Source organism: Specibacter cremeus (assembly GCF_003946885.1).
GTDB lineage: Bacteria > Actinomycetota > Actinomycetes > Actinomycetales > Micrococcaceae > Specibacter > Specibacter cremeus.
In genome coordinates this window covers 90180-113683 of the sequence record NZ_RWKQ01000004.1, presented here as the reverse complement: position 1 = coordinate 113683, position 23504 = coordinate 90180, and the positions used below count along the sequence as shown (strand labels likewise).

22 protein-coding genes and 1 pseudogene are annotated in these 23504 nt (G+C 66.3%); 15 read left to right on the top strand and 8 right to left on the bottom strand.

Annotated elements, in window-relative coordinates; all coding sequences use genetic code 11:
- Positions 1 to 850 precede the first annotated feature (850 nt).
- The 11 genes from EJC77_RS02540 to EJC77_RS02490 are packed head-to-tail and all read left to right on the top strand — an operon-like array spanning position 851 to position 10209.
- Positions 851 to 1831: an ABC transporter substrate-binding protein gene (locus EJC77_RS02540; protein ID WP_125610006.1), complete on the top strand. Its 981-nt coding sequence runs from the start codon at positions 851 to 853 to the stop codon at positions 1829 to 1831.
- 9 nt (positions 1832 to 1840) lie between these two features.
- Positions 1841 to 2617: an ABC transporter permease gene (locus tag EJC77_RS02535; RefSeq protein ID WP_164520289.1), complete on the top strand. Its 777-nt coding sequence runs from the start codon at positions 1841 to 1843 to the stop codon at positions 2615 to 2617.
- The gene (locus EJC77_RS02530; RefSeq protein WP_164520288.1) at positions 2614 to 3387 is read left to right on the top strand and encodes an ABC transporter permease; all 774 of its coding nucleotides are present in this window, start codon (positions 2614 to 2616) and stop codon (positions 3385 to 3387) included. The genes EJC77_RS02535 and EJC77_RS02530 overlap by 4 nt, the downstream gene beginning before the upstream one ends.
- Before the next feature lie 14 nt (positions 3388 to 3401).
- The gene (locus EJC77_RS02525; protein WP_125610003.1) at positions 3402 to 4256 is read left to right on the top strand and encodes an ABC transporter ATP-binding protein; all 855 of its coding nucleotides are present in this window, start codon (positions 3402 to 3404) and stop codon (positions 4254 to 4256) included.
- Entirely contained in the window at positions 4253 to 4759 is a 507-nt protein-coding gene (locus EJC77_RS02520; protein WP_125610002.1) for a MarR family winged helix-turn-helix transcriptional regulator, read from the top strand. Before EJC77_RS02525 ends, EJC77_RS02520 begins: the two co-directional genes overlap by 4 nt.
- A gap of 8 nt (positions 4760 to 4767) precedes the next feature.
- Positions 4768 to 5901 carry an aryl-sulfate sulfotransferase gene (locus EJC77_RS02515; protein WP_164520287.1) on the top strand — a complete coding sequence of 378 codons (1134 nt, stop codon included), beginning with the start codon at positions 4768 to 4770 and terminating at the stop codon, positions 5899 to 5901.
- On the top strand, positions 5898 to 6776 hold the full coding sequence (locus EJC77_RS02510) for an MBL fold metallo-hydrolase (RefSeq protein WP_125610000.1): 879 nt from the start codon (positions 5898 to 5900) through the stop codon (positions 6774 to 6776). The genes EJC77_RS02515 and EJC77_RS02510 overlap by 4 nt, the downstream gene beginning before the upstream one ends.
- Positions 6763 to 7638, top strand: coding sequence for an alpha/beta fold hydrolase (locus tag EJC77_RS02505; RefSeq protein ID WP_125609999.1), 876 nt, complete (start codon positions 6763 to 6765; stop codon positions 7636 to 7638). The genes EJC77_RS02510 and EJC77_RS02505 overlap by 14 nt, the downstream gene beginning before the upstream one ends.
- Positions 7635 to 8735 (top strand): cupin domain-containing protein, encoded by a 1101-nt coding sequence (locus EJC77_RS02500; RefSeq protein ID WP_125609998.1) that lies wholly within the window; start codon positions 7635 to 7637, stop codon positions 8733 to 8735. Before EJC77_RS02505 ends, EJC77_RS02500 begins: the two co-directional genes overlap by 4 nt.
- Positions 8732 to 9556 carry a fumarylacetoacetate hydrolase family protein gene (locus EJC77_RS02495; RefSeq protein ID WP_125609997.1) on the top strand — a complete coding sequence of 275 codons (825 nt, stop codon included), beginning with the start codon at positions 8732 to 8734 and terminating at the stop codon, positions 9554 to 9556. The genes EJC77_RS02500 and EJC77_RS02495 overlap by 4 nt, the downstream gene beginning before the upstream one ends.
- Positions 9556 to 10209 (top strand): maleylpyruvate isomerase family mycothiol-dependent enzyme, encoded by a 654-nt coding sequence (locus EJC77_RS02490; protein WP_125609996.1) that lies wholly within the window; start codon positions 9556 to 9558, stop codon positions 10207 to 10209. Before EJC77_RS02495 ends, EJC77_RS02490 begins: the two co-directional genes overlap by 1 nt.
- A 775-nt stretch (positions 10210 to 10984) precedes the next feature.
- On the opposite strand, the gene EJC77_RS02485 is transcribed toward EJC77_RS02490, so the two are convergent.
- Complete coding sequence (locus EJC77_RS02485) at positions 10985 to 12220, bottom strand: metal-dependent hydrolase family protein (RefSeq protein ID WP_125609995.1); 1236 nt, start codon at positions 12218 to 12220, stop codon at positions 10985 to 10987.
- 283 nt (positions 12221 to 12503) lie between these two features.
- Here EJC77_RS02485 and EJC77_RS02480 point away from each other — a divergent pair.
- Positions 12504 to 12730, top strand: a pseudogene (locus EJC77_RS02480) (IS1380 family transposase); the annotation flags it as partial.
- A gap of 161 nt (positions 12731 to 12891) precedes the next feature.
- On the opposite strand, the gene EJC77_RS02475 reads toward EJC77_RS02480, so the two are convergent.
- Genes EJC77_RS02475 through EJC77_RS02450 form a run of 6 tightly spaced genes read right to left on the bottom strand, consistent with a single transcriptional unit; the run spans position 12892 to position 20974 of the window.
- Positions 12892 to 13542, bottom strand: coding sequence for a TetR/AcrR family transcriptional regulator (locus EJC77_RS02475; RefSeq protein WP_164520285.1), 651 nt, complete (start codon positions 13540 to 13542; stop codon positions 12892 to 12894).
- 22 nt (positions 13543 to 13564) lie between these two features.
- Positions 13565 to 15592, bottom strand: coding sequence for a CocE/NonD family hydrolase (locus EJC77_RS02470; RefSeq protein WP_125609992.1), 2028 nt, complete (start codon positions 15590 to 15592; stop codon positions 13565 to 13567).
- A 35-nt stretch (positions 15593 to 15627) separates the two neighbouring features.
- Positions 15628 to 17523 (bottom strand): ABC transporter ATP-binding protein, encoded by a 1896-nt coding sequence (locus EJC77_RS02465; RefSeq protein WP_125609991.1) that lies wholly within the window; start codon positions 17521 to 17523, stop codon positions 15628 to 15630.
- A complete protein-coding gene (locus EJC77_RS02460; protein WP_240629673.1) occupies positions 17520 to 18422 on the bottom strand; it encodes an ABC transporter permease in 903 nt (300 codons plus the stop codon). Before EJC77_RS02460 ends, EJC77_RS02465 begins: the two co-directional genes overlap by 4 nt.
- Entirely contained in the window at positions 18419 to 19378 is a 960-nt protein-coding gene (locus tag EJC77_RS02455) for an ABC transporter permease (protein WP_125609990.1), read from the bottom strand. The genes EJC77_RS02460 and EJC77_RS02455 overlap by 4 nt, the downstream gene beginning before the upstream one ends.
- Before the next feature lie 3 nt (positions 19379 to 19381).
- Entirely contained in the window at positions 19382 to 20974 is a 1593-nt protein-coding gene (locus EJC77_RS02450; RefSeq protein ID WP_125609989.1) for an ABC transporter substrate-binding protein, read from the bottom strand.
- Positions 20975 to 21110: 136 nt separating this feature from the next.
- Between EJC77_RS02450 and EJC77_RS02445 the strand changes: the two genes are divergently transcribed.
- Both EJC77_RS02445 and EJC77_RS20265 read left to right on the top strand, forming a co-directional pair.
- Positions 21111 to 22508 carry a DMT family transporter gene (locus EJC77_RS02445; protein WP_125609988.1) on the top strand — a complete coding sequence of 466 codons (1398 nt, stop codon included), beginning with the start codon at positions 21111 to 21113 and terminating at the stop codon, positions 22506 to 22508.
- A gap of 142 nt (positions 22509 to 22650) precedes the next feature.
- Complete coding sequence (locus EJC77_RS20265) at positions 22651 to 22803, top strand: hypothetical protein (RefSeq protein WP_164520284.1); 153 nt, start codon at positions 22651 to 22653, stop codon at positions 22801 to 22803.
- 82 nt (positions 22804 to 22885) lie between these two features.
- Here the strand turns inward: EJC77_RS20265 and EJC77_RS20260 are convergent, their stop codons facing one another.
- On the bottom strand, positions 22886 to 23053 hold the full coding sequence (locus tag EJC77_RS20260; RefSeq protein WP_205786787.1) for a hypothetical protein: 168 nt from the start codon (positions 23051 to 23053) through the stop codon (positions 22886 to 22888).
- Positions 23054 to 23136: 83 nt separating this feature from the next.
- Here EJC77_RS20260 and EJC77_RS02440 point away from each other — a divergent pair, with 83 nt between their 5' ends.
- Positions 23137 to 23367, top strand: a complete 231-nt coding sequence (locus tag EJC77_RS02440; protein ID WP_125609987.1) for a hypothetical protein — start codon at positions 23137 to 23139, stop codon at positions 23365 to 23367.
- Positions 23368 to 23504: the final 137 nt, after the last annotated feature.

Here is a 23504-nt window from a genome sequence, read left to right as displayed (position 1 = left end):
CGGGCATCCTGGCAACGCGGAAGGAGTTTCAATCCAAACCGTTGCAAGCTGTGTGGCCATCAAGCGGACCGGCCAGCTTTCGAGGGAGTCCTGATCCGCGCCCACCAGGAAGGCTGCATCCGCGCCGCACAAGGACAAGCGCCGGTCAGCCACTGGCGTGACATCCGAGGCCGCGGTCAGGGTGTCACTTGGCCCTTGCCGAACTGACTCCATCGCAATAGTCATCTCGTCAAGTACCCGGCATATGATGAATAGGCGAGACAGAAACGCACGCCCGATCCTTGTGCTCATGCCGTAACTTGCCGGGCCAAATGAACAGAGTGAACGGGCAAACCGGCACCGGATAGCCATCCAGCCCGCCGCATACAAGGTGTTCCCATGGGAATAAACACTGGGAACCCGCGGAGACCTGCGGAAACTGGGGCACGAAAGCGGAAGTCCGACCCAGTCCGGCGGGAAAAGTGTTGACATTGGGAACACCCCCCTTACGCCAGACGTATCCGCATCGTTGACGGCCACCGACCCAGCCAATCCGGTGCGGGCCTCTGTGGCACCGCGAAAGGGCGGGCCTGCCATGTGGTTGTTCAGAGTGACGCGGGCCACGGATTGGACGCCGGCGGCAAAATCGTCCCATCACCATGCGCATGGTGGCCCCGCACGGCCGCCGATCCTGTTGCCACGGAAATTCGGACGTACACGCCCCGAATGATGTCTCGTCCAGCCAGGGCCGAAACTTCACCGAAAACTTGACTCGCTCCTACCCAGTAAGGCCTTGACGGACCGTGACCTGGCCAACATAATGGATAAATAGGACGTACACGTCTTATTTATCTCAAAGGAGAGACCACCGATGAAGACCCGCACCGTTCCCGCGCTGGCGATGCTCGCCAGCGTCGCCGTCGCCGTCCTCACTGGATGCGGCGCCTCGCCGGCCACCACGGACAGCGTCGGCGGCACTGCCACCCTCCGCGTCGCCAGCATCGACATCGACGCCACGATCCCCCTGACCATCGCCCAGGACCAGGGCTTCTTCAAGAAGCAGGGCCTCACCGTCGACACGACCGTCTCGCCGGCGTTTGACGGCACCCTGGCCGGCGTCATGAACGGCCAGGCCGACATCGGGTTCGGCGCGGCCCCGCCACTGCTGAATGCCATGGCGAAGAAGGCCCCGGTCCAGGTGGTGGCCCAGACCGCGTCAGTCGTAGAAAACATGACGGCCAATGTCGACGTCTACGGCGACGCCATCACCCGCCCCCGGGACCTGGCAGGACACACCGTGGCCGTCACCTCCCTCAATGACCTCGGCGCGGTCGGCATCCGGCTCGCGGTGGCCAAGGACGGCGGCGATCCGTCCAAGGTGAAGCTCGTCGAGCTTCCCGAAGCCCAGGGCGTGGACGCGCTCCTCCAGGGGCGCATCGATGCCTCCGTTTTCCGCGGCCCGGCCCAACTCGCCGCCCGTGCGACCAAGGGCGTGCACGTGCTGTTCCAGTACACCGACGGCCTGCCGGCGGGTAGCCCGCTGGACGTGTACTTCGCCACGTCGACGTTCATCCCGGCGCATGCGGACGCCCTCAAGCGGTTCCGCGCCGCCCTCGCCGAAGCCGTGACCTATGTCAACGACCACCCGGCCGCCGCCCGGACGGCGCTCGCCGCGATTTACAAGGACGTCGACGGCGGCGACAAGTTGGCTGCGACCCTCCCGCTGACGCACTATTCCACCGCCATCAACCCGGACGCGGTGATGGCCCTCCAGGACGGCTTGACGAAGTACGGTCACCTTGCCGGCATCACCCCTGCCGAGCGGTTCTACTCCTACAGCAACGGCAAGTGAGGGATCGCCGTGAAGCCACGACCGGTCCTCCTCGGCACGGCAGGGCTGCTGACGTTTCTGGCCGCGTGGGAACTGATCTCCCGGCTGGGGATCGTCCGGCAGACGTCCCTCCCCCCGGCCTCGACGACCCTAGCGCGCCTGGCCGTTGAGCTGGGCCGCCCGGAACTCTGGACTCGAACACTCGAGACCCTGGCACAGATCGTCGCCGGCACCGGGCTGTGCCTGGTGATCGCCGTTCCGCTGGGACTGCTCATCGGCCGCCTGCCGGCGGTCGACGCCTATTCGCGAACATCGATCGACTTCCTCCGGGCCGTTCCCGGGCTGGCCCTCGTCCCGCTGTTCGTCATGTTCATTGGGGCGCGGCCCGAAATGGTCGTCGGCCTCGCGACGTTCGTGGCACTGTGGCCCCTGCTGACCCAGACCATCGACGGCGCCCGCTCCGTGGAGCCACTGGCCTTGGAGATGGCACGCAGCTTCCGGCTCGGCGGGCCCCGCACGTTCGCCCGGATCGTGCTCCCGTCCGCCGCGCCCTACATCGTCACCGGCCTGCGGATCACGCTCAACGTGACGCTGCTGGTGGCGATCGGGACGCAACTTCTGGTGGGCGCCCCCGGCATCGGACAGCAGATGGCGCAGGCCAACGCCAACGGGGACGGACTGGCGATCTTCGCCCTCAGCATCTGGGCGGGCGTCATCGGCGTCGCGCTCAACCTGGCCCTGCGCTGGGCCGAGGATCGCGTGATGGCATGGCACAAGGCATCGACGGCACAGGGCGGAGCGGCATGAACCACACCCCAGGACGGAAGACCCTCCATGCGCTGGCGCTCCCACTGGCCGCCGCGCTCGGCCTCGCCGCCTACGCCATCGTCGCCAACAACATTTTCGTTTCCACCCCGCAAGAACTCTGGGATCGCGCCGTAGCGTGGTGGCCGGACGGGTGGGCGACCGACCTGCTGCCCAGCGTCCGAAACGTCCTCATCGGCTTCGCGGTGTCGGTCGTCGTCGGCGTCGGGGTCGGCATGGCCCTGGGCAGCTCCCGGTTCCTCCGGGCGTACCTACTCCCGACGGTCGATTTCATCCGGGCCATCCCGAACGCGGCCATCGTTCCGGTGTTGCTGCTGATCTTCGGATTCTCCGCCAGCACCCGCATCCTCATCGTGTTCCTCACAGCGGTTTGGCCGATCCTACTCGGTGCCATGGACGGTGTGCTGGCGGCCGACCCCCGGCAAGGCGAGATGGCTCGCGCCTACCGAATCCCGCCTCTCATACGGTTCTTCCGGATCACCCTGCCCGGGGCAAGCCCGCAAATCCTGGCCGGTGTGAAGGTGGGGCTGACAGTCTCCATCGTCGTGGTGGTGATCAGCGAGATGTTCGGCGCCACCGACGGGCTGGGCCACTTCATCATCGCCTCCCAACGACAGTTCGACATCGCCGGCGTGTGGGTGGGCACCATCACCATCGCCCTCATCGGGTACGGGCTCAATGCCGTGTTCGCACTCGTGCAGAAACGGCTGCTGCGCTGGCACCCATCCACACGCATCGACGCGCAAAGCTAGAAGAGGAACCGACAATGACCACCTACAACCTCCCCCTGGTCGGGCAAAGTGCGGCCGACGCCGGGCCGACCCATGATGGCGTGCTCGAAGCCACCGGGCTGGGCAAGTCCTACGGCGCCGGGCCGGCGGCCCGCGAGGTGCTCAAGGATGTGAACTTCAGACTTGGACGCGGTGAGTTCGTCTGCATCGTCGGACACTCCGGCACCGGCAAGACAACACTGCTGCGCTGCCTGGCCGGGCTCATGGCGCCCACGTCCGGCGAAGTCCGGTTTGAAGGAGCCAAGGTCACCGAACCTCCCCGCGGGCTTGCCGTGGTGTTCCAGGACTATTCCCGTTCACTGCTGCCCTGGATGACGGTGACGAAAAACATCGAACTTCCGTTGCAAGGCAAGGGCATCAGCAGCGCCGAACGACGCTCGCTGGTGGCGAATGTGCTCGATGCCGTCGGCCTCTCCGTGCATGCCGCCAAGCTGCCGCACGAACTCTCCGGCGGCATGCAGCAACGCGTCGCCATCGCCCGCGCGCTGGCCTACCGGCCGGAGGTGCTGATCATGGACGAACCGTTCGCCAGCGTTGACGCCCAGACGCGGGCCGACCTGGAGGACCTGACGTTGAAGCTGCGCCGGGAATTCGCCGCCTCCGTCGTCCTGGTCACCCACGACGTCGACGAAGCCGTGTACCTCGGCGACCAGGTCGTCGTCCTGGGCGGCAGCCCGGCACGCGTGCGGCGCATCGAAACTACCGGTCTCGGCCCCGACCGTGATCAGATCGAGACGAAGGCCCTGCCGCAATTCACGGACATCCGCGCCCGTGTTCTGCGAGAGATCCGGGCCCAGACCCAGCCGACCATTGAGGGGGAGAATCCGTGAGCCTGCAAGAGAAGCCCGACGAAAGCCAGCACGTCCTGAACCTGCTGTCGCCGCACAGCGGCAGCGACGCCGGGGACCCCACATGGGGCTTCATGCCCCGGCTGCGCCGCCTGACTCAGATGTACACGGCCGCCTGGGTGACCTACGTCTCCGCCGATGTCACCTCCACCCAGTTCGGCATGCTCTCGGCCCTGGACACCCTGCCCGGGCAGGACCAGAAGACCCTGGCGCAGAACCTGAGCATGGACAAGTCGAGCACCGCCGACGTCGTCAACCGCCTCTCGCGCCGCGGACACATCCGCGCCCTGCGCGACCCCGACGACTCCCGCCGCAAGATCCTGCTGCTCACCCCGGACGGCAAGGCGTCCCTGGAGGAGCTTCGTCCACTGGTACACGGCCTGCGCAGCCGGGTCTTCGCCGAATTCGGGGAAGCCGAGCGAACAGAATTCCTGGACGGCATGAGCCGGCTCATTCACCGCCTGGAAGGGATGACCGAACAATGACAACAACCATGTCATCGGACCTCGTCGAACAAACCACCGCGCTCCGGCGACCCACCGGGCTGAGGGCCATCAACCCCGCAAAAGCGTACGACGGGTACACCCTGATCGCACCCAGCTTCGGTGGAACAACCACCCGCCTCATCGACCTGCAAGGCAACGAGGTGCACCGGTGGGAATTGCCATGGCCTCCCGGCCTGGGTTCCGTCATCACGGACCGCCAAACCCTCCTCTGCAGCGGCCGCATCGTCGACGACCAGCCATTCCTCGGGCGGGCCCCGTTCAAGGGCGGCGTCGTCGCCGAAGTCGGCTGGGACGGCGACGTGCTCTGGGAGGTGCGCCACCCCAGCCACCACCACGACGCGATCCTGCTCCGCAACGGAAATGTCCTCCTCCTTGGGCTCGGCCAGGTCCCCGCCGACGTGGCGGCGCGGGTCCGGGGCGGAATCGGTGCCGACGGCGCACCCATGTTCGCAGACACCGTGGTGGAGATGACCACCACCGGCGGGATCGTCTGGGAATGGCGCAGCTGGGAACATCTCGACGTCGACGTGGACCGGATCGGGCCGGGCCCGATGGACCGGATCGAATGGACCCACGGCAACGGACTCGCCGAGCTGCCCGGCGGCGACATCCTCGTCAGCATGCGCCAGATTTCGACCGTGCTGCGCATCGACCGGACCACCGGCACGATCCGCCAGCGCATCGGTGCCGGTGAACTCGCCGGCCAACACTCGCCCTGGCTGACCGGCGCCTCGACCGTGCTGGTCTACGACAACGGATTCAACCGTGCCGACGGCTGGCCACCCTACTCGCGGGCCGTCGAGTTCGACCTGGCCACCGGGGAGGAAGTCTGGGCCTACACGGACCCGGTCCGGTGGGATTTCTTCAGTGCGTTGCAATCCTCCGTCCAACGCCTTCCCAACGACAACACGCTCATCTGCGAGGGGCTCACCGGACGGATCTTTGAAATCACCACCGACGGGGAGGTCGTGTGGGAGTACACCAACCCCTACGCTGTCACCTCGCCGACGGACCCGGACGGCGTCCGCTCCAACCGGATGTTCCGCGCCTTCCGCTATGGCCGGGAGCAACTAGGTCCGCTGGCCGGGTCCCCCACTGAAAAGGAATTGATCCAACCATGAAACTGGTTCTCCTCGGCACCGCCGGCGGACCCCGGCCGTCCGTCAACCGCAGCGCCCCGGCCCAGGCCATCATCCACGACGACCAGGTCCATGTCATCGACTGCGGCAACGGCGTGGCCCGGCAACTCGCCCTCGCCGGCATCCCGCGCGACCAACTCACCGGCGTCTACATCACCCACCATCATGCCGACCACATGATGGACGTGGGTGCGCTGCCCCTGATCGCCTGGACGGACGGTCGCGACCTCCCCATCGACGTCTACGGTCCGTCCGGGACAGCCCACATGATTGACGAATTCTTGAGTATGACCGCACCCGAACTCGCAGCACGCACCGCAACCACCGGGCGTGTCCCGTTCCCCGGCCTGTTGCGCACAACGGACCTGAACGCCGCCGGCGTCGTTCGGGAACGGGATGGGCTGCGCGTGACCACCCAGCTGGTTGACCATCCACCGTTCGACGTCGCGCTCGGCTACCGCTTCGACGCCGGCGGCCGGTCCGTGGTCATCTCCGGTGACACACGGTATTCGTCGGCCCTGATCGACCTTGCCCGCGGCGCCGATGTGCTTGTCCACGAGGCCATCTACCCGGACGCGGTCGGCGCCCAGCTCGAAGGCGCCGGAGCCGAAACCCTCCGCCAGCATCTGATGTCCTGCCACACCACCGCCGAACAGGCCGGCCAGGTCGCCACCGAAGCCGGCGTGGGCACCCTCATGTTGTCCCATCTGGTTCCCGGCAGCGACATCGTCACCGACCAAATGTGGCTTGACGCGGCATCACGCACGTTCCGCGGCCGCATCATCATCGGCAGGGACCTGCACGAAATCAACCTCGATCCGATCCACGACCAGGAGAAAAGTTATGTCGAAGCCTGAAACCATGGGCATGCCCACTACCCGCCATGGCGTCGTCCCGGCCAACCGGGCCAACCTCTACTACGAGCTCCGTGGCGCGGGCCCGGCACTGCTGCTCATCCCCGGAGCCAGCGGCGACGCCGGGATGTATGCGATGGCCGCGGAGCACCTTTCCCGCGACTTCACCGTCCTCACCTACGACCGTCGCGGCAACTCCCGCAGCCTCCCCCCGGCCGGCTGGGAAGCGACCACCGTCGACGAACAGGCCGACGATGCGGCGGCGCTCATCACCGCACTCGACCTCGCACCGGCCCATGTGTTCGGCAACAGCAGTGGCGCCACCATCGCCATCAACCTGGCCCTCCGCCACCCCGGGGTCCTGCGCACCGTCGTCGCCCATGAGCCTCCGAAGATCGGCACCCTCCCCAACCGCGACGAATTCCTGGCACAGCTGAGGGATCGCATGGACGCGGCGGTCAAGGCCGGGGGCTACGGCCACGCGATGGACGATTTCCACGGTTGGCTGACCGGACCCGACGACGCGGACATCGACGCGGCGGACCTTCGCCAGCGCGTGCAAGCCAACGGTGAGAACTGGATCCGGCGCGAACTGGGCGTGGTGGACCGCTACGACCCGCCCGCCGAGCTCGTCGCGCGGCGCACCACGCCGCTGGTCATCGGCATCGGCACCACCGGCGGCACCGAGCTTCACACCGCCCTGCTGGCCACCTACACCGAAGCCCTCCGCCAGTTGGCGGAGCATCTCGGCGCACGCTTCCTCTCCTTCACCGGGGCGCATGTGCCCTATCAGACCGTCCCCGACACCTTCGCGGCGGAGCTGGGCGGCGTCCTCCTCGCCGCCGGCGAGGACGGCGGACGATGACCGAGGACCAGATGGTGGCGGCGCCCCCCACCGCCGAGGAACAGGCCGGGTTGGACCAGCTGTACAGGGACTTCGGCCGGGAGAACCTGATCCCGTTGTGGACGGAGATCGGTGACCTGATGCCGATGCAGCCGTCGCCCAAAGCCGTGGCGCATGTGTGGCGCTGGACGTCGCTGCTACCGTTGGCGGAGCGGTCCGGGGAGCTTGTCCCGGTGGGCCGCGGCGGGGAACGCCGGGCCATTGCCCTGGCCAATCCGGGCCTGGGCGGGCGCCCGTACGCGACGCCCACCCTGTGGGCGGCGATCCAGTACCTGGGCGGGCACGAGACGGCGCCGGAGCACAGGCATTCGCAGAACGCGTTCCGGTTCGTGGTGGAGGGCGAGGGGGTGTGGACGGTGGTCAACGGGGACCCGGTGCGGATGTCCCGCGGGGACTTCCTGCTGACCCCGGGCTGGAACTTCCACGGCCACCACAACGACACCGATGCGCCGATGGCCTGGATCGACGGCCTGGACATCCCGTTTGTGCATTACACGGACTCCGCGTTCTTCGAGTTCGGCACCGAGCGGGTCACGGACGAGTCCACCCCTGACGTCTCCCGCTCCGAGCGGCTGTGGGCCAATCCCGGGCTGCGCCCGCTCTCCGGGCTGGGCAACACCGTCTCCTCCCCGATCGGCGCCTACCGGTGGGTGCACACCGACCGGGCCCTGGCCGAACAGCTGGCGTTGGAGGACGAGGGCTTTCCGGCCACCGTGTCCCCGGGGCACGCGGCGGTGCGCTTCGTCAACCCGACCACCGGCGGGGACGTGATGCCCACCATCCGCGCCCAGTTCCACCGGCTGCGCGCCGGGACGCGGACCCCCACCGTCCGGGAGGTCGGCTCCAGCGTGTACCAGGTCTTCGAGGGCCGCGGCGCGATCGTCATCAACGGCGTCACCAACACCGTGGAAAAGGGCGACCTGGTGGTCGTCCCGTCCTGGGCGTCCTGGTCCCTGCAGGCCGAGACTTGTTTCGATCTCTTCCAGTTCGGGGACCACCCCATCATCGAACGGCTCAACCTGAACCGCACCTACATCGAAGGACGCAACCAAGCATGAAACTCCTGACCCTCCGCACACCCGCCGGCACCCGCGCGGTCCGCCAGGACGGGGCCACCCTCACCGAGATCGACGGCTACGCCACCGTCGGGGACCTCCTGAAAAACCCTGGCTGGAAGGACGTCGCCGCCGCCGCCACCGGCGCCACGCACGCGTACGACGGCGCCGAGCTGGCCGCCGTCGTCCCCGCACCGGGAAAGATCATCTGCGTGGGCCACAACTACCGCAACCACATCCAGGAGATGGGCCGGGAGATCCCCGCCTACCCGACCCTGTTCGCCAAGTACGCCGAATCCCTCATCGGCCCCCACGACGACCTGGCCCTGCCCCAGGAATCGGACGCCGTGGACTGGGAGGCCGAACTCGCGGTGATCATCGGCAAGCCCGGCCGCCGCATCGCCGTGGCCGACGCCGCCTGCCACATTGCCGGCTACGCCGTCCTGAACGACGTCTCCATGCGCGACTACCAGTTCCGCACCATCCAGTGGCTCCAGGGCAAGACTTGGGAAAAGTCCACCCCCTTCGGCCCCGCCCTGGTCACCCCCGACGAATTCGCCGCCGGCCCCCTCATGACCTCCGCCGTCGACGGGGAAACCATGCAGCAAACCCCCACGGGCGACCTCGTCTTCACCCCGGAATTCCTGGTCTCCTACATCTCCACCATCATCACCCTGAACCCCGGCGACGTCATCGCCACCGGCACCCCCGGCGGCGTCGGCCACGCCCGCGACCCCAAGGTCTACCTGCAGGAGGGCCAGGTCCTGACCACCACCATCGAGGGCCTGGGCCAACTGAACAACCGCGTGGTCAAGGAAGCCTGATGGTCGCCCGCCACGACCTCACGACCGACCCGCGCCTGCTGGAAGACCTCCTGCAGGCGCGCCGCGGGACCGCGTTCTTCGGCCGCAAACTCAACGAACTCAGTGACGCCGACCTCGACGCCCCCTCGCTGCTGCCCGGCTGGTCCCGGCGCCACGTCGTCGCCCACGTCGGCTACAACGCCCGGGCCCTTGCGCGGCTTGTTCAGTGGGCCAACACGGGCATCGAAAACCCCATGTATGAATCGCCGCAGGCCCGCCGGCACGAAATCGAGTACGGGGCGACCCTGAGCCCTATCGCCCTGCGCCACCTGTACGAGCATGCCGCCATCCACCTCAACGTAGAATGGCGAGACACCCCGCCCGAGGCGTGGAACCACCTCGTCAGAACGGCCCAGGGCCGTTCCGTGCCGGCATCCGAAACCGTGTGGCTGCGCACCCGGGAAGTCTGGATGCACGCCGTGGACCTCGACAACGGCGCCGCGTTCGACCAGATCCCCGCCGACGTCCTCGACCGCCTCCTCACCGACATCACCGGCACCTGGCACGGCCGTGGCCAGAACCCGGACCCGCCCAACGGAACCCTGCCCGAGATCGTCGCCTGGGCCACCGGCCGCGCCCGGCGACAACCCCGGGAAGCACCCCCCTGGATCTGAGCAGTCATATAACCTTTTGGGCGGCAACCCAGCCGGCTTCGAGCTGAGTTAGGCGATGGTAGGCGTCCAGGGGTGGCCGTCGTGGCCTGGATGTACTGGTACCCGGGCCAACCTTCGCGGCGGGAGCGATGCCCAGTGAGGGTATCCAAGGAGATGAGGGGGCGCCTGGGCCGCGCTGAACGTGTGTCAGAGACGAACGTGGGATCAGAAGTCCCAGCACGGCTGGCGGTGACGGAGTGCTCGTAGTAGTCGCCGCAAGTCACGACCGGCCAGGGAGGACGGGAAGGCCGTCCACAGGGCGAAGGGGCACAGGTGATGCGGACATCGAGGATAAGTGGAGGTATGCGGAATGCAGACGCGCTGCTCGGAGTCCTGCGGCCCATCCCGCAGAGCACCACGGGAGAGCCGGATGCCGGGAAACTCGCACGTCCGGTTCGGGGAGGAGCCGCGCGGAAACGACCCCAACAAGGGGCACCGCGCCGCGCGGCTTACTCTACGCCCGGGCTGCACGCGCAGGTGGAATCCCTGCCGTGGAAACGCATCCGGGCGGGGAACCGCACCACGGAGACAGCCAACGGCCGGGGCATCGAGCGCACCGTCACATGCGTGGACGTCGCCGCCGGCATCAACTTCCCGCACGCCGCCCACGCCGTCCACATCACCCGAAATCCCGGCCCGCCGGGACCCGGACATGGCACACCGAGACGATCTACGCCGTCACGTCGTTGACGTCCGAGGAGGGCAAGTCGGTTCGGGTCGGGGCGCTGGTCCGCGGCTACTGGGTATTGAAAACGGGCTCCACTGGCGCCGTGACGACGCGGCCGGCCTGGATGACGACGCGCGGCCGGCTCTCGTCCCACAGTGCCGCAGGGTCCTCGAACGGGTTGCCGTCCAGGATCACGACGTCGCCATGCGCCCCGGCGCCGATCCGGCCGATGCGGGTGTCCTGCAAGATCTCCGCGTTCACGGACGTCATGGACCGCAGCGTCTCAAAAACGCCGGCCACCTCGGTTTGCAGGCGCACGCCCACCAACTGGTCGTTTTCCAGGTCGCCCATCAGGTCCGAGCCGAAGCCAACCTTGACCCCGGCCGCCAGCGCCAGTTCGATCGCCGTCTTGCCGGACTCAAGCACCTCGGCGTTCTTCACCTGCGAAATGGGGTGCAGCCCCAGCGCCTCACCCCGCCGGTTCATGGCATCGTAGGCGGCCAGCGTGGGCACCAGGTAGCTGCCGTGCCGGGCCATCAACTCGGCGGTTTCCTGGTCCATGAGGTTTCCGTGCTCGATTGACCGCACACCGTTTTCGACCGAGTGCTTGATGGCCTCCGGCGAGTACGCATGGGCGGCCACGTAGCTGTTGCGGCGACCCGCCTCCTCCACGACGGCCTGGATTTCCGCCGCCGAATATTGCGGCACCCGGATGGGGTCGGTCAGCGACACGACGCCACCGGACGTCATGATCTTGATGGCGTGGCTGCCGGTCCGGAACCTGTCGCGGACGGCCTTGCGGAGGTCGTCCACGCCGTCGACAACGGAACACATGTGGCCGTGGCTGAAGCACAGGTCCAGGTCCTCGGCGCGGGGGTCGCCGTGGCCGCCGGTCTGGCTCATCGCCGGGCCGGTGAAGAGGTAGCGCGGGGACTTGAACACGCCGCCGCGCACCGCCTTCGCGAGGCCGATGTCGCCGCCGGCAACGTCGCGCACCGTGGTGAACCCGCGCTTCAGGGCGGACCCCAACCGTTGGGCGCCGACCAGTGCCGCATAGCTCAACGGGCCCCTTTCGACCTCAAAACCGCCGAGGCCGACGGCGTAGGCGTGGAAGTGGGCGTCGATGAGCCCCGGCACGACGACTTTCCCGCCGGCATCGACGACCTCGCCCACAGGGGCCACGTCCCCGACCGCCTCGATGACGCCGTCGCGAAACACGATGGATCCTGCGGTGAGATCCGGCGATGACCCGTCAAAGATCAGCGCATTCGTGACGGTCAACAACTGGGTGGCGACGTTGGACATGGTGAGGTCCCCTTCTTCCCCGGACAGCAGTGCCCGGAATTGGATGTATGGTGGCGCATTTCCCGCCCCAGGGGGGTCAGGCGTAGGTGGTGAGCAATTCCTCAAGGAGGTCAGTGGAGTGGGCCGCAATTTCCATCGCCGCCGTGGCGGAATGCTCATCGTAACTTCCCTCGACGTCAAGGAAGTTAATGGACCCGATCGTGACGCCGTTTTTAATCGCCGGTGTTATGTCGAAGGACTTCGGTGACAGTTCTACCTCAACACATCTGTGACACTTCGGCGGGTCGCCGCCGTCATGGCATACAACCTCACCCGCACCGCGGGATCCTCGCCAAAGGAACCTTCGCCAGGGCCAGGACCGGGACGATTCGCCGCAAACTCATCCACGTCCCGGTCCGCATCGCCTCCAGCGCCCGGAAAATCAGGCTCCACCTTCCCGAGCCCTGGCCCTGGCAAACCGCCTGGGAGCAGCTTTTCGCCGCGACCCACGAGCCGCCGCAGGCAGCGTAGGACCCGTCCGCCCAGCCGATCCCGGCGCAACCCAGGAACACAAAGCGTGGAACACCAACGGCGGCGAGGCCGGCCGGTGGATCCTGCCCAAAATCACAAACCCGGCAAATCCTGAACTTCCGACGAGTCCGGAACCGGATCGGTGGATCAAGGCATAGGCACTACCTCGAGTCGATGGCCAGCCTGTCACTGACGAATCGGACGAGGTGTTCCCGTGCCTCGGCCACCGTGAGGCGTGCCCGTTTGGAATAGCACTGGATCGCCAGGCCGTCGACCACGGCAGCGGTGTCTATCGCGAAGGTGTCGGGATCGGCGCAGGTGAATCGACCGTCCTCGACGCCGCGTGCGGTGATGTCCCGGAGTGCTGCCCACCAGTTGGCGTAGTGATCGTTCATCCATTCTCCGTACGAGTCCTCTCGTGCTGCGGCGGACCAGAAGTCGAGCCAGATGAGCCAGTGCCGGCGCGTGTCCGGGTCGGACTTGAACATGCCACGCAGGAAGGTGAGGAGCTGCGCGGCGGCGTCGCCTTCGCTCCTGGCTGCTTCCTGCAACGGCACGTAGAACTCGGCAGTTTCCGCCTTCACGACCTCCCAGAGGACCTCTTCCAGGCTGCGGAAGTGGTAGGTGATGGTGCCGGGTGAAACGCCGCAGGCCCGCGAGATATCCCGTATTTGGACGTTGAAAAGGCCCTTGTCCGCGATGAGGTCGCGGGCCGATTCGATGACCAAACGGCGACGTACCTCCGTGGGGTGGCGTTGGCGTTCGTCTTCCGATTTCGCTTTCGGTCGTCCGGCCTGCCGTACTTCCGTCATGACATGGTCTCCCATCCATTGTCTAGACCGAGGTTCGCTCGATCTGCTTGTCGAAAGTCTTTTCCGTGTGGACATTGCCGTTCAAGTATGTCGTGACTTTGTTGAACAGTCGGAAATGGGTGGCGGTGGAGGTGATGACCGATTCCGTGTCGATGCGGACGTTCCAGTCGCCACGGTCAAAGCCGATCTTCCACTGGGATTCGGCCGTGGCCGAGAGCGGGTCGTTGCGCGATATGGTGTACCGCTCCTGGGCAGCCTCGCTGTAGACCAGCCCGTCCGGGTAGGCCCGGTGCCCCCCGTAGTTTGGGTCCACGGTCAGCACCCACGTGTCGGAGTCGGGTTCGTAGCGGACCTCCCGTTCGGGGCGCGATTCCGGGTCCGGTCCGGCCAGGACGTCCATGGGTGGCGCCTGTTCGGGCTCGTCGAAGAACGGATGCGGTCCGTGCAGTGCGGCGGGATCGAGATGACCCACGACAAGCTCGCTGGCCGCGGGGTCCAGGATGACGGCCCCGGTCTGACCATGCGGCCAAAGCCACGGCCAGTATGTGGTGGACAGCGCCACCCGGAGCCGGTGCCCGGCGGGAACCGTCCAGGATATCGAGGTCAGTTCGATCTCCGCGTCGATCCACGCGCCCGGTGTTGCCTCATCGGCGCGGTCCATCCCGTCTCGCTTGGCAAGGTTGATGGCGCCGCGGGTGATGAGGGTCGAGGATCCGTCGGGGGCGACGTCGGTCAGCCGGGCCATGATGTTGGCGCGCCGGGTTGAGGCACAAACCTTTAGTGTCAGTCGTGGAAAGCCGAGGATGTTCAGGTCCTCGTTGAGAACCGGGGTGTCAAAGACGACGGAGCGGCCGTCTTCGGAGCGCTGGTCCGGCGGGAGGTCGGAGACGTTGCCGAATGGAAACCACCGACCGGCGTCGATCCCGGTGTGCTGCGGGGTATCGATGACGACGTTCCCGTCCGTGCCGGCAGCCAGGGTCCGCAGGTCCCGATGGAGGTTGAAGGTTGTTGGTGTGACTTCCACGGCGGGCCACGAGTTCAGGCCCACCCATCTCCCGGGACGGAGCGGGTAGTGCGTGGCGGGTCGGACCGAGTCCTGCTGGTACACGCGCAGCGCCGGCTCTTCCATCACGCCGGTGTCCTCGCCCTTGAGCCAGTGATCCCACCATCGAAGGGTTTCCTGGAGGAAGCCGATGTTCGGTCCGGGCGTCCGGTTGATGTCAGGGTACTGGTGGGACCATGGTCCGATCAGTCCCTTGCATGGGGCGTCCAGGTTCTCCAGCAGGCGCAGGACCGCGTTCCGGTAGGGGTCGGCCCAACCGCCGACGGCCAGTACCGCGGCATCGATGCGGGAATAGTCCTCGCACACGGACCCATGGCGCCAGTAGTCGTCCCGTTCCTGGTGGGCCATCCAGATCTCACTGAAGGGTTGGAGCGCCTCGAGCCGTTCGTTCCACATGGAGAGCCAGGCGTCCCCGACGCGCCACGGCGCCGGCGGGCGGGCCTGGAAGGCAAGCATGGTCCCCGCCCAGGCGGCCATGTCGATCCCGAGGAGCGCGCCACCGTAGTAGTGCACGTCATCGGCATACCGGTCGTCGGTGGAGCACACCGTGACGATCGCCTTGAGCGCCTCCGGCCGTTCGGCCGCGATTTGCAGGCTGTTGAACCCGCCCCAGGAGATCCCGAACATCCCCACCTTGCCGGTGGACCACGGCTGGGCGGCAAGCCAGGCGATGACATCGATGCCGTCCGCTTGTTCCTGGACATGGTATTCGTCCAGCATGACTCCTTCGGAGTCACCGGCCCCGCGCATATCCACCCGCACGGACGCGTATCCGTGCCCGGCGTACCACGGGTGCCGTTGGGCATCACGCGGCGCCGTCCAGTCCCCGCGCCGATAGGGCAGGTATTCGAGCAGGACGGGGACCGGGTTGTCCGTGGCGTCATCCGGCAGCCAGATCGTGGCCGCCAGCCGTGTCCCGTCGCTCATCGGGATCAGGACGTGCTCCATCACGGTTACGGTGCGGGGAAAGTCGGCGGTGATCTTCATAGGGTGAATCCAATCGCTTCGGTGACGTTCAGTGGTCAGACGAGCCCGGTGGCGGACTCCGCCAGGTCGAGCCTCAGGTTGTTCAACGGCGCGTGGCATCGAATGCTGTGCGTTGCGCTCACCGGTACCACCGGGGGCCGGACGGTGCGGCACACGTCCATCACCAGCGGGCAGCGACTGGCGAAGGGGCACCCCTGCTCCGGTGGCCCGTCCGGCACCTCGTCCTGTCCCGGGGCCGGCGCGGACGCATGGTCGTCCCCCAGTTCGATGACGGCGTCGAGCAGCAGCCGCGTGTACGGATGCGAGATGGATCCGAAGATCTCATCGACCGTGCCCTCCTCGACGATGCGCCCCAGGTAGAGGACGACGACGCGATCGGCGATGGCGCGAACCACCGCCAGGTCGTGGGTGATGAACAGGAAGCCCAGGTCCTTCTCGCGTGCCAACCGATCCATCAGTCGCAAAATGGAGGACTGCACCGAGACATCGAGCGCCGACACGATCTCATCGGCGAGGACCAGGGAGGGGCCCGCCGCGACGGCCCGGGCGATGCCGACGCGTTGACGCTGTCCGCCGGACAATTGGCCGGGCAAGCGTTGGGCAAAGCTTCCGGGAAGGTCGACGTCGGCCAGGGCCGCCTCAACCGACGATCCGCGGATCCCAAAAAGCCGCAAGGGTCGGTTCACCGCATCGCGGACCGTCTGACGAGGATTCAGCGACGTGTCCGCGTTTTGGAAGATGATCTGGATCGCGCGCCGCACGGCCTTTGCCCGTCGCGGGACGGTGGCAGCCAGTTCCGTTTCGCCATCGAGGGTCAGCACCCCGGCTTTGGTGCCTTGCAGCCCGGCGATCACGTTGGCGATCGTGGATTTGCCGGAGCCGGATTCGCCGACCAACGCGACGATCTCGCCGGCGTGGACATCCAAATCCACGTCCAACACCGTGGGCGCGCCGTGGGGCTTCCGGTTGTAGTCTACGGTCAGGCCACGCACCGTGAGGACGGGCGGGGTGCCCACTGGGGCCGTCCTCTCGTACACGGCGCTTTCCGCCGCAGGCAGCGTCTCGCCGCGTTCGTACGCGTCGATGACGGCGTCATCGAGGCTCGGCGGGATCCCGGGCGCGTTGATCCTGGGCACGCTGGCCAGCAGTCCCCGGGTGTAGGGGTGGCTGGGATGAGCCAGAACGTCCTTGGTGGGACCGGACTCGACGACCTTTCCTTGGCGGAGGACCGCCACGTGGGTGCACATCTTGTCAATGACGCCCAGGTCGTGGCTCACCAGCACCATGGCCATGCCCAGTTCCGCGTGAAGTCGTGAGAGGGTGTCCAGAATGGCCGCCTGGGTGACGACGTCCAGTCCCGTGGTCGGTTCGTCGAGCACCAGTATGGCCGGTCGGGCGGCAAGGGCCATGGCGATGCCGATGCGCTGCTGCTGGCCGCCGGAGAATTGATGCGGGTACTTGTCCAATGCCGCCGCGGGGTTCGGCAGACGCACCAAGCGAAGTAGCTCGATGGCGCGGGAGCGGCGGGCGGCCCGGGTGGCCGTGGATGCGTCATCGCTCCTGAACGCCTCGGCCAGCTGGTCGGCGATGCGCATGGTGGGCGTGAGGGCGGCCCCGGCGTTCTGCGGGACCAAGGCCACCTGAGAGGCACGGAAATCGCGCAGCCCCTTCCCCTTGAGTTTGAAGACGTCCGCGCCGGCGACGTGGACAGTTCCTCGGGCGATGAATGAGGAGGTCCGTAGCGAGGCCAGCAGGATGCCGGCCAGGGTGGACTTGCCGGAACCGGATTCCCCGACCAGTCCCAGGACCTCGCCCGGGCGCAGGGCCAGATTGACGCCCTGGAGGACGTTCACTTGTCGGGTCCCGGCCATGTAGGCGACGTCAAGGTTCTGGATGTCGATGGCGAGGTGCTCGCTTTGGGTGGCCGTCATCCGAGGATCTCCTTCATGCGGTCGATGCCGAGGCTCTTGGCGAGCCCGTCGGCGGCAAGGTTCAGGCCCACGATCAGCGTGGCCAGGAAAACGATCGGGGCAAGGGTGGCCAGGGGGACGACGGCCATGAGGCTGCGGTTCTCGGCAACCATGAGGCCCCAGTCAGGGGTCGGCGGGTTGGCGCCGAAGCCCAGGAACGACAGCGAGCTGACCAGGAGGACGACCCAGGAGGCACGCATGGCGAATTCGACCAGCACCACGTCCAGGATGTTGGGGAACACCTCCCGGCTGAGGATGTACACGACGCCCTCGCCGCGGGCCCGCGCGGCGGTGATGAAGTCCTTGGGCATCACGTCCATGGCGGCCGCTCGCACGACGCGGGTCACGCCCCCGGTGTACACGATCACGACGGCCAGCACGATCACCCATGGGCCCGAACCGAAAACGGTGACCACCACGAGCATGGCCAGGATCGCCGGAACGGCCAGGATCGAGTCCAGCACGCGCGTGATGAGCTGGTCGACCCAGCCGCCGTAGTACGCCGCCAGGCCCGCGATGATCGTGCCCAGCAGGACCGCGAGGGCCGTAGCGGTGAAACTGACGGCCAGTGCGTATTGGCCCCCGTAAAGGGTCCGCGACAGGATGTCGCGCCCCAGGGTGTCTGTGCCGAGGGGGAAGGGGCCACCGGGCAGCTGCAACACGGCCGCCGGATTGTTCTTCACGGGATTGCCCGGCGCGATGAGCGGGGCCAGCACGGCCAGGAGGACGTGCAGGATGACTAGGACGAAGCCCAACGTCGCGGATTTGGAGCGCAGAATCGAACGCATGACCCGGATCAGACTGCGGATCATGCCCGTCGTTCCCTGAACGGTTTCGGTGGAAATCGTGGCTGAGGTCATTTTGAGTTCCTTGGATACCGCAGGCGGGGGTTGAGGAAGGTCGCCGCAAGGTCGGCGAGCAGATTGCACGCCACGAAAGTCACGGCACCGATGACGGTGATCAGCAGGATGGTTGGCAGGTCACGGCTCTGGACCGAGCGGATCATGAGTGAGCCCATGCCGGGGTAGTTGAAGATGCTCTCGACGACGACCACTCCGCCGATCAGCCAGGCGATGTTCATGGCGACGACGTTCAGCGTTGGCAGCACCGCGCTGGGGACAACGTGCCTGATGACCAGGCGTCCGGTCGTGATTCCCTTGAGCCGGGCGGTGTGCACGAAGTCCGATTCCATGACGTCGATGACCGAGGTGCGCATCATGCGGATGATGTACGCGGCAGCCACAAACATCAGCGAAAGCGCCGGTAGTGGCATCGACGGCAGAAGTTGTCCGATCGTGGCATTCTGGCCGGCCACGACCACGGCCGGGAATAGGGGGATGGTGATCGAGAACGCCAGCACCAGCAGCGTGGCCACGATGAATTCCGGGACGCTCATGCCAACCAGGGCCACGGTGGAGATCAACGCGTCGGGCCACCGGTCGCGGAACAGGCCGGCGACGAGTCCGAGGACCATCGCAAGGCTGAAGCCGACCAGGATGGTCACGCCGGCGAGGAACGAGGTGTTCAGCAGTGCTCGGCCGACCTCCGGTCCCACCGCCTGCCCGCTGACGAGCGAGGTGCCGAAATTGCCGGTCAGCGCGTGTCCCAACCAGGTGACGAATCGCGCGACCGGGGCTTGATCGAGCCCGAGTTGCCGCCGCAGCGTCGCCACCGCCTCCGGGGTCGCGTTCTGTCCCAGAATTTGGGTTGCCGCGTCCCCGGGAAGCGCCTGCATGGCACTGAAGACCAGGACCGTGGACAACACGATTGTGGCGATCGCCCATCCCAGTCGCGGAGCTACGAAACGTGTGAACATGACCTAGGCGACCAGCCCGATGCTGATGTAGTCGAACTCAAAGCCGTGCTCCTTGTAGCCGGCCACCTTCTTGCTCAAACCGACCAGGCGGTCGGCGAAGAACGGGGTCAGGGAGCCGCCGTCGTCCATGAGGAATTTCTGCGCGTCCTGGTAGAGCGTCTTACGCTTGGCGTCGTCAACGGTGGCGCGGGCCGTGTCAAGGATCTTGTCGAACGCAGGATTCGCGTACGCGTTCTCGTTGTAGGAGGAGCCCGACCGGAAAATCTGGTTGAGCAGTTGGTCGATGGGCCGGCCGGTGTACCAGTAGCTGGTCATCAACGGCTTTTTCATCCACACATCCGTGTAGTACGAGTCCGCGGCAGAGGTCTTCACGTTCAGGGTGAAACCGGAGCCTTCCACGCTCCCCTTCAGCGCCAGGGCCAACGGGGTCAGCACGGAGTCGTACGTGGAGGTCCAGATGTCCAGCGCCGTCGAATCGTGCCCGGCCTGCTTGAGCAGGGACTTCGACTTCTCGGGATCGTAGTCCAGCCCATAGTCCAGGTGGTAGGCCTCCGTCGGTGGGACCGGGTTGTTGCGGGCGATGGTGCCGCTACCGTGCACGGCCAACTGCATCACGTCCTTGGGGTTGTAGGCGTGAGCCAAGGCCAACCGCACTCGCTTGTCCTTGAACTCGGCCGAGGTATTGAGCATCGGCACGGTGTACCACTGGGCGTTCTTCACCGAACTCACCGTGGCAATGCTGGACGCCATGACCGTCTGGGAGGTCGCATAGTCCAAGTTGGTCTGCGAGATCAGATCCACCTGGCCGGCAAGCAGCGCATTCACCCGCGCCTGGGTGTCGGGAATGGAGGAGAACTCAATCGCATCCAGTTTGGGCTTGGTGCCGAAATACGCATCGTTGCGCACGATTTTCCCCGGTCCGGCCGCCGTGAACGAGGCCAGTTTGAAGGGCCCCGTCCCGATTCCGGACTGGCCGATCGTGGCGGCCGAACCGTTCGGGATGATGTAGCAGTTGTACCCGGTCATCAGGCTGGCGAACTCGGCGTTCGGCGAGGAGAGCGCGACCACAAGCGTCACATCGTCCTTCGCTGTGGCCGCCTTCGCGTTGATGAACGGGGCCAACACGCCCGCCTGGGGACTCTTCGTGTTCGGATCCAGCATGTGCTGGATCGTGTGGACGACATCCTGGGCCGTAAACGGCTTGCCATCATGCCAGGTGACACCCCGGCGCAGGTGGAACGTCCACGTCAAGGCATCCTTGGACGTCTCCCACGATTCGGCGAGGTCCGGCTGGACCGTACCGGCGTCATCGAGCCGCACCAACCGGTTGTAGAGCGCACCAAGATACTCATAGGCCGACAACGAGCTTGCCGGGTCGAGGGTCTCGGCCTTGGATGCCGGCGGACGGGCGATCCGCAGCGTCCCTCCCGCCTTGGCCACCAGTCCCGAGCCACCCGACGATGCGGCCGGCAGTGCCGACCCACCCGGGCCGCAGGCAGTCAGCAATGCCGCAGACAGAACGGCCAGGCCGGAACCGGCCAGCATGGTGCGCCGAGAAATCCTGCCGCCGCCTACGGGCGTGTTCGTGTGTTCCATGTGATGGGCCTTCCATGTGACGAGTACTACACCGAACGAGCTATTTGCTGTACTGTACGAATAAATCGGTCGAGAATGCAATAGGCTTGCCGAAAAAACCGTCACACGTGCCCCAGTCGAGGAAGGAGGTCCGTCCGTGAAGCGAGGCTGGCTCCGGCGCCCCGACATCCTGATGGTCATCACCTCCGCCCCCACCTATGTGGCAACGAGCGAGGTCCTGAAGGTCTTCGGCCCCCTCGACTTGACCCCCGTGCGATTTCTGCTCGCCGCCCTCGTGCTCGGGCTCTACTTCCTCGTCCGCAAGCGGCGCCTGCTCTTGCGGCCGCGGGATGTGCCGAAAGTCCTTGGCATCTCCCTGCTCGGCTACGGCGTGTATGGGACGATGCTCAATCTCGGCCAGACCACCGTTCCGGCCGGGACGGCTAGCCTGCTGCTCAATACATCGCCGGTATTCGCCTTCACATTGGGCTATCTGGTCCTGGGAGAACGAACGTCGCGCCGGGGACTTCTGGGCATGGCAACGGCTGTCGTCGGGGTTGTCGTCATCACGGTCTTCGGAGCCGGGAACCTGGGGTTCGACTGGAACGCCTTGACCATCCTCGGCGCCGCCCTGGTCCTGGCGGTCTTCCTCATCTGGCAGCAACCAGTGCTGGCACGCATCCCACCGGTGGAAATGGTCTTCTGGGGTTGCCTGGTCGGCGGCCTATCCACCTTGCCTCTGGCCAGCTTCAACATCCGATTGGAGATGTGGGCCCCGTCGACCATTGCCGCTCTTGCCGTCCTGGTCCTCTGCAGCACGGTCCTGGCGTATGCCTTTTGGAACTTGTCCCTCGCCGGAACGAGCGTCGCCGAGGGCGGGTCCCTGCTCTTCGCCGTCCCTATTTTCTCCCTGTCTCTTGGCTGGCTGCTACTGGGACAGGCCCCCACCCCCGGCGCGATCATCGGTGGCTGCGTCGCGCTGGGCGGCGTGATGTTGCTCGGCCGCGCCCACAACGTCCCGCACCATCCCGACGCGAAAGAAGAGGTTATGACCACACCACCCGTGCAGGAAGATGTCATCGCCCTGTCCATCCCGCAGGGCGAGGCCGGCGCTCTCAAGGAATCCGTCGAACGTGCTGTGGAGGAAATCGGCGCCCGCTTGGCGACAATTTCCCTGTGGCGGCCGGCCACGGCCGACCTCGTTCGGGTTTATTCGTCTCTCCCGGAGATCTACCGAATTGGCGGCGTATCCTCCGAGCTCGGCACCGATTGGGTCCAGCAGTGCGTCGTGCGGTTGGAGTCGTACTTGGCCGAATCACCCGAGGACGTGCAAACGGACACCTTCGAACACCATGACACACTCGCCGCCCTCCGCCTCGGTGCGGGCATCAACGCCGTTATTTCCATCGACAACCGGTTCCTCGGCTGCCTCAATCTCATGGATAGCCCCGGCAGCTACACCCGCCCAGACCTGGAAAGTGCCCAAGCCTTCGCTGACGAGCTGGCCCCCGTCCTGGCATCCATGTCGACCAACAGACACCTGACAAGTTCGTGAATCGAGTCAACACCGCCAACAAACGGGAGCGCGATTCCCCAAATGGTTCCAGAGTCGACACATAGCGCGCCGCCGCCTGCAGTGTCGTGTAATTCGAGTGCATCCTTGAGGGTCAGGTAACCGGATCAGGGCCACCCTGCGCGTGGATCTCCCGTCCACGAAGACCGACCGTGCCCTGTATGTCGGCCATGTCGTCAAGCACGTCTCCAATGACCGCCAAGCCACCGGCATGGTCTTCGGCATCTTCACCACCGAGCCGTGGTCGCAGATAGGCCACGTCCGTATAAGGAAGTGATGGACTCCTTGACCGGGGAACTCCCCAAGCACGACATCCAAGTCAAGGACGGCTGGCTCATCGGCCAGGGCGCGTTCAGCAACTACCTGACCATGGCCACCGATCCCGTCGCGACGTACCCGCTGGAGCGGCTCACCGCCAGCGAGCTCACGCCGAACTCGTCTTCCGGAGATCCAGCGTCGAGGCCCGCGCCGATTGCCACTTCCCCGTCCTCGTCCAACGCGACCTCAACGACGACGTCATCAAGCATGGCGATCGGATCGAGGCCATGCACCCCAGATCGCCAACGCCAAGGCTCAGTCGCCGTGGGGCGATCCCCTTGGCGCCATCAACATGCCTATCGACGACGAGAGCGCCGAACTGCTGGCCGACTTCAAGTTCGTCACCGTGCGGGACCAGCTGCTCGGCGACATCTCCGGCCTACGCCCCTTGGGCGACTTGCTTGTGGCCCAGACACGACGCCCGCCGCACTGGCGCCGCGTCGACCGGGCCGAACAACTCCTGCTACAGCTCTACACCCCCGCCGACGCCGCACCGGTACTCACAAGCCTGGGCATCATCTAATGGTGGGAAGGAAAGGGCACCCGCGCCCACCAATGCTTCCAACGCGGGGTCGAAGCCGACCCCCAATACCAACTGGCCAGCTCAACGACCAGATGGTCGGCGCCGACGCCACCAACTGCGAGTTCCCCCACCTGACC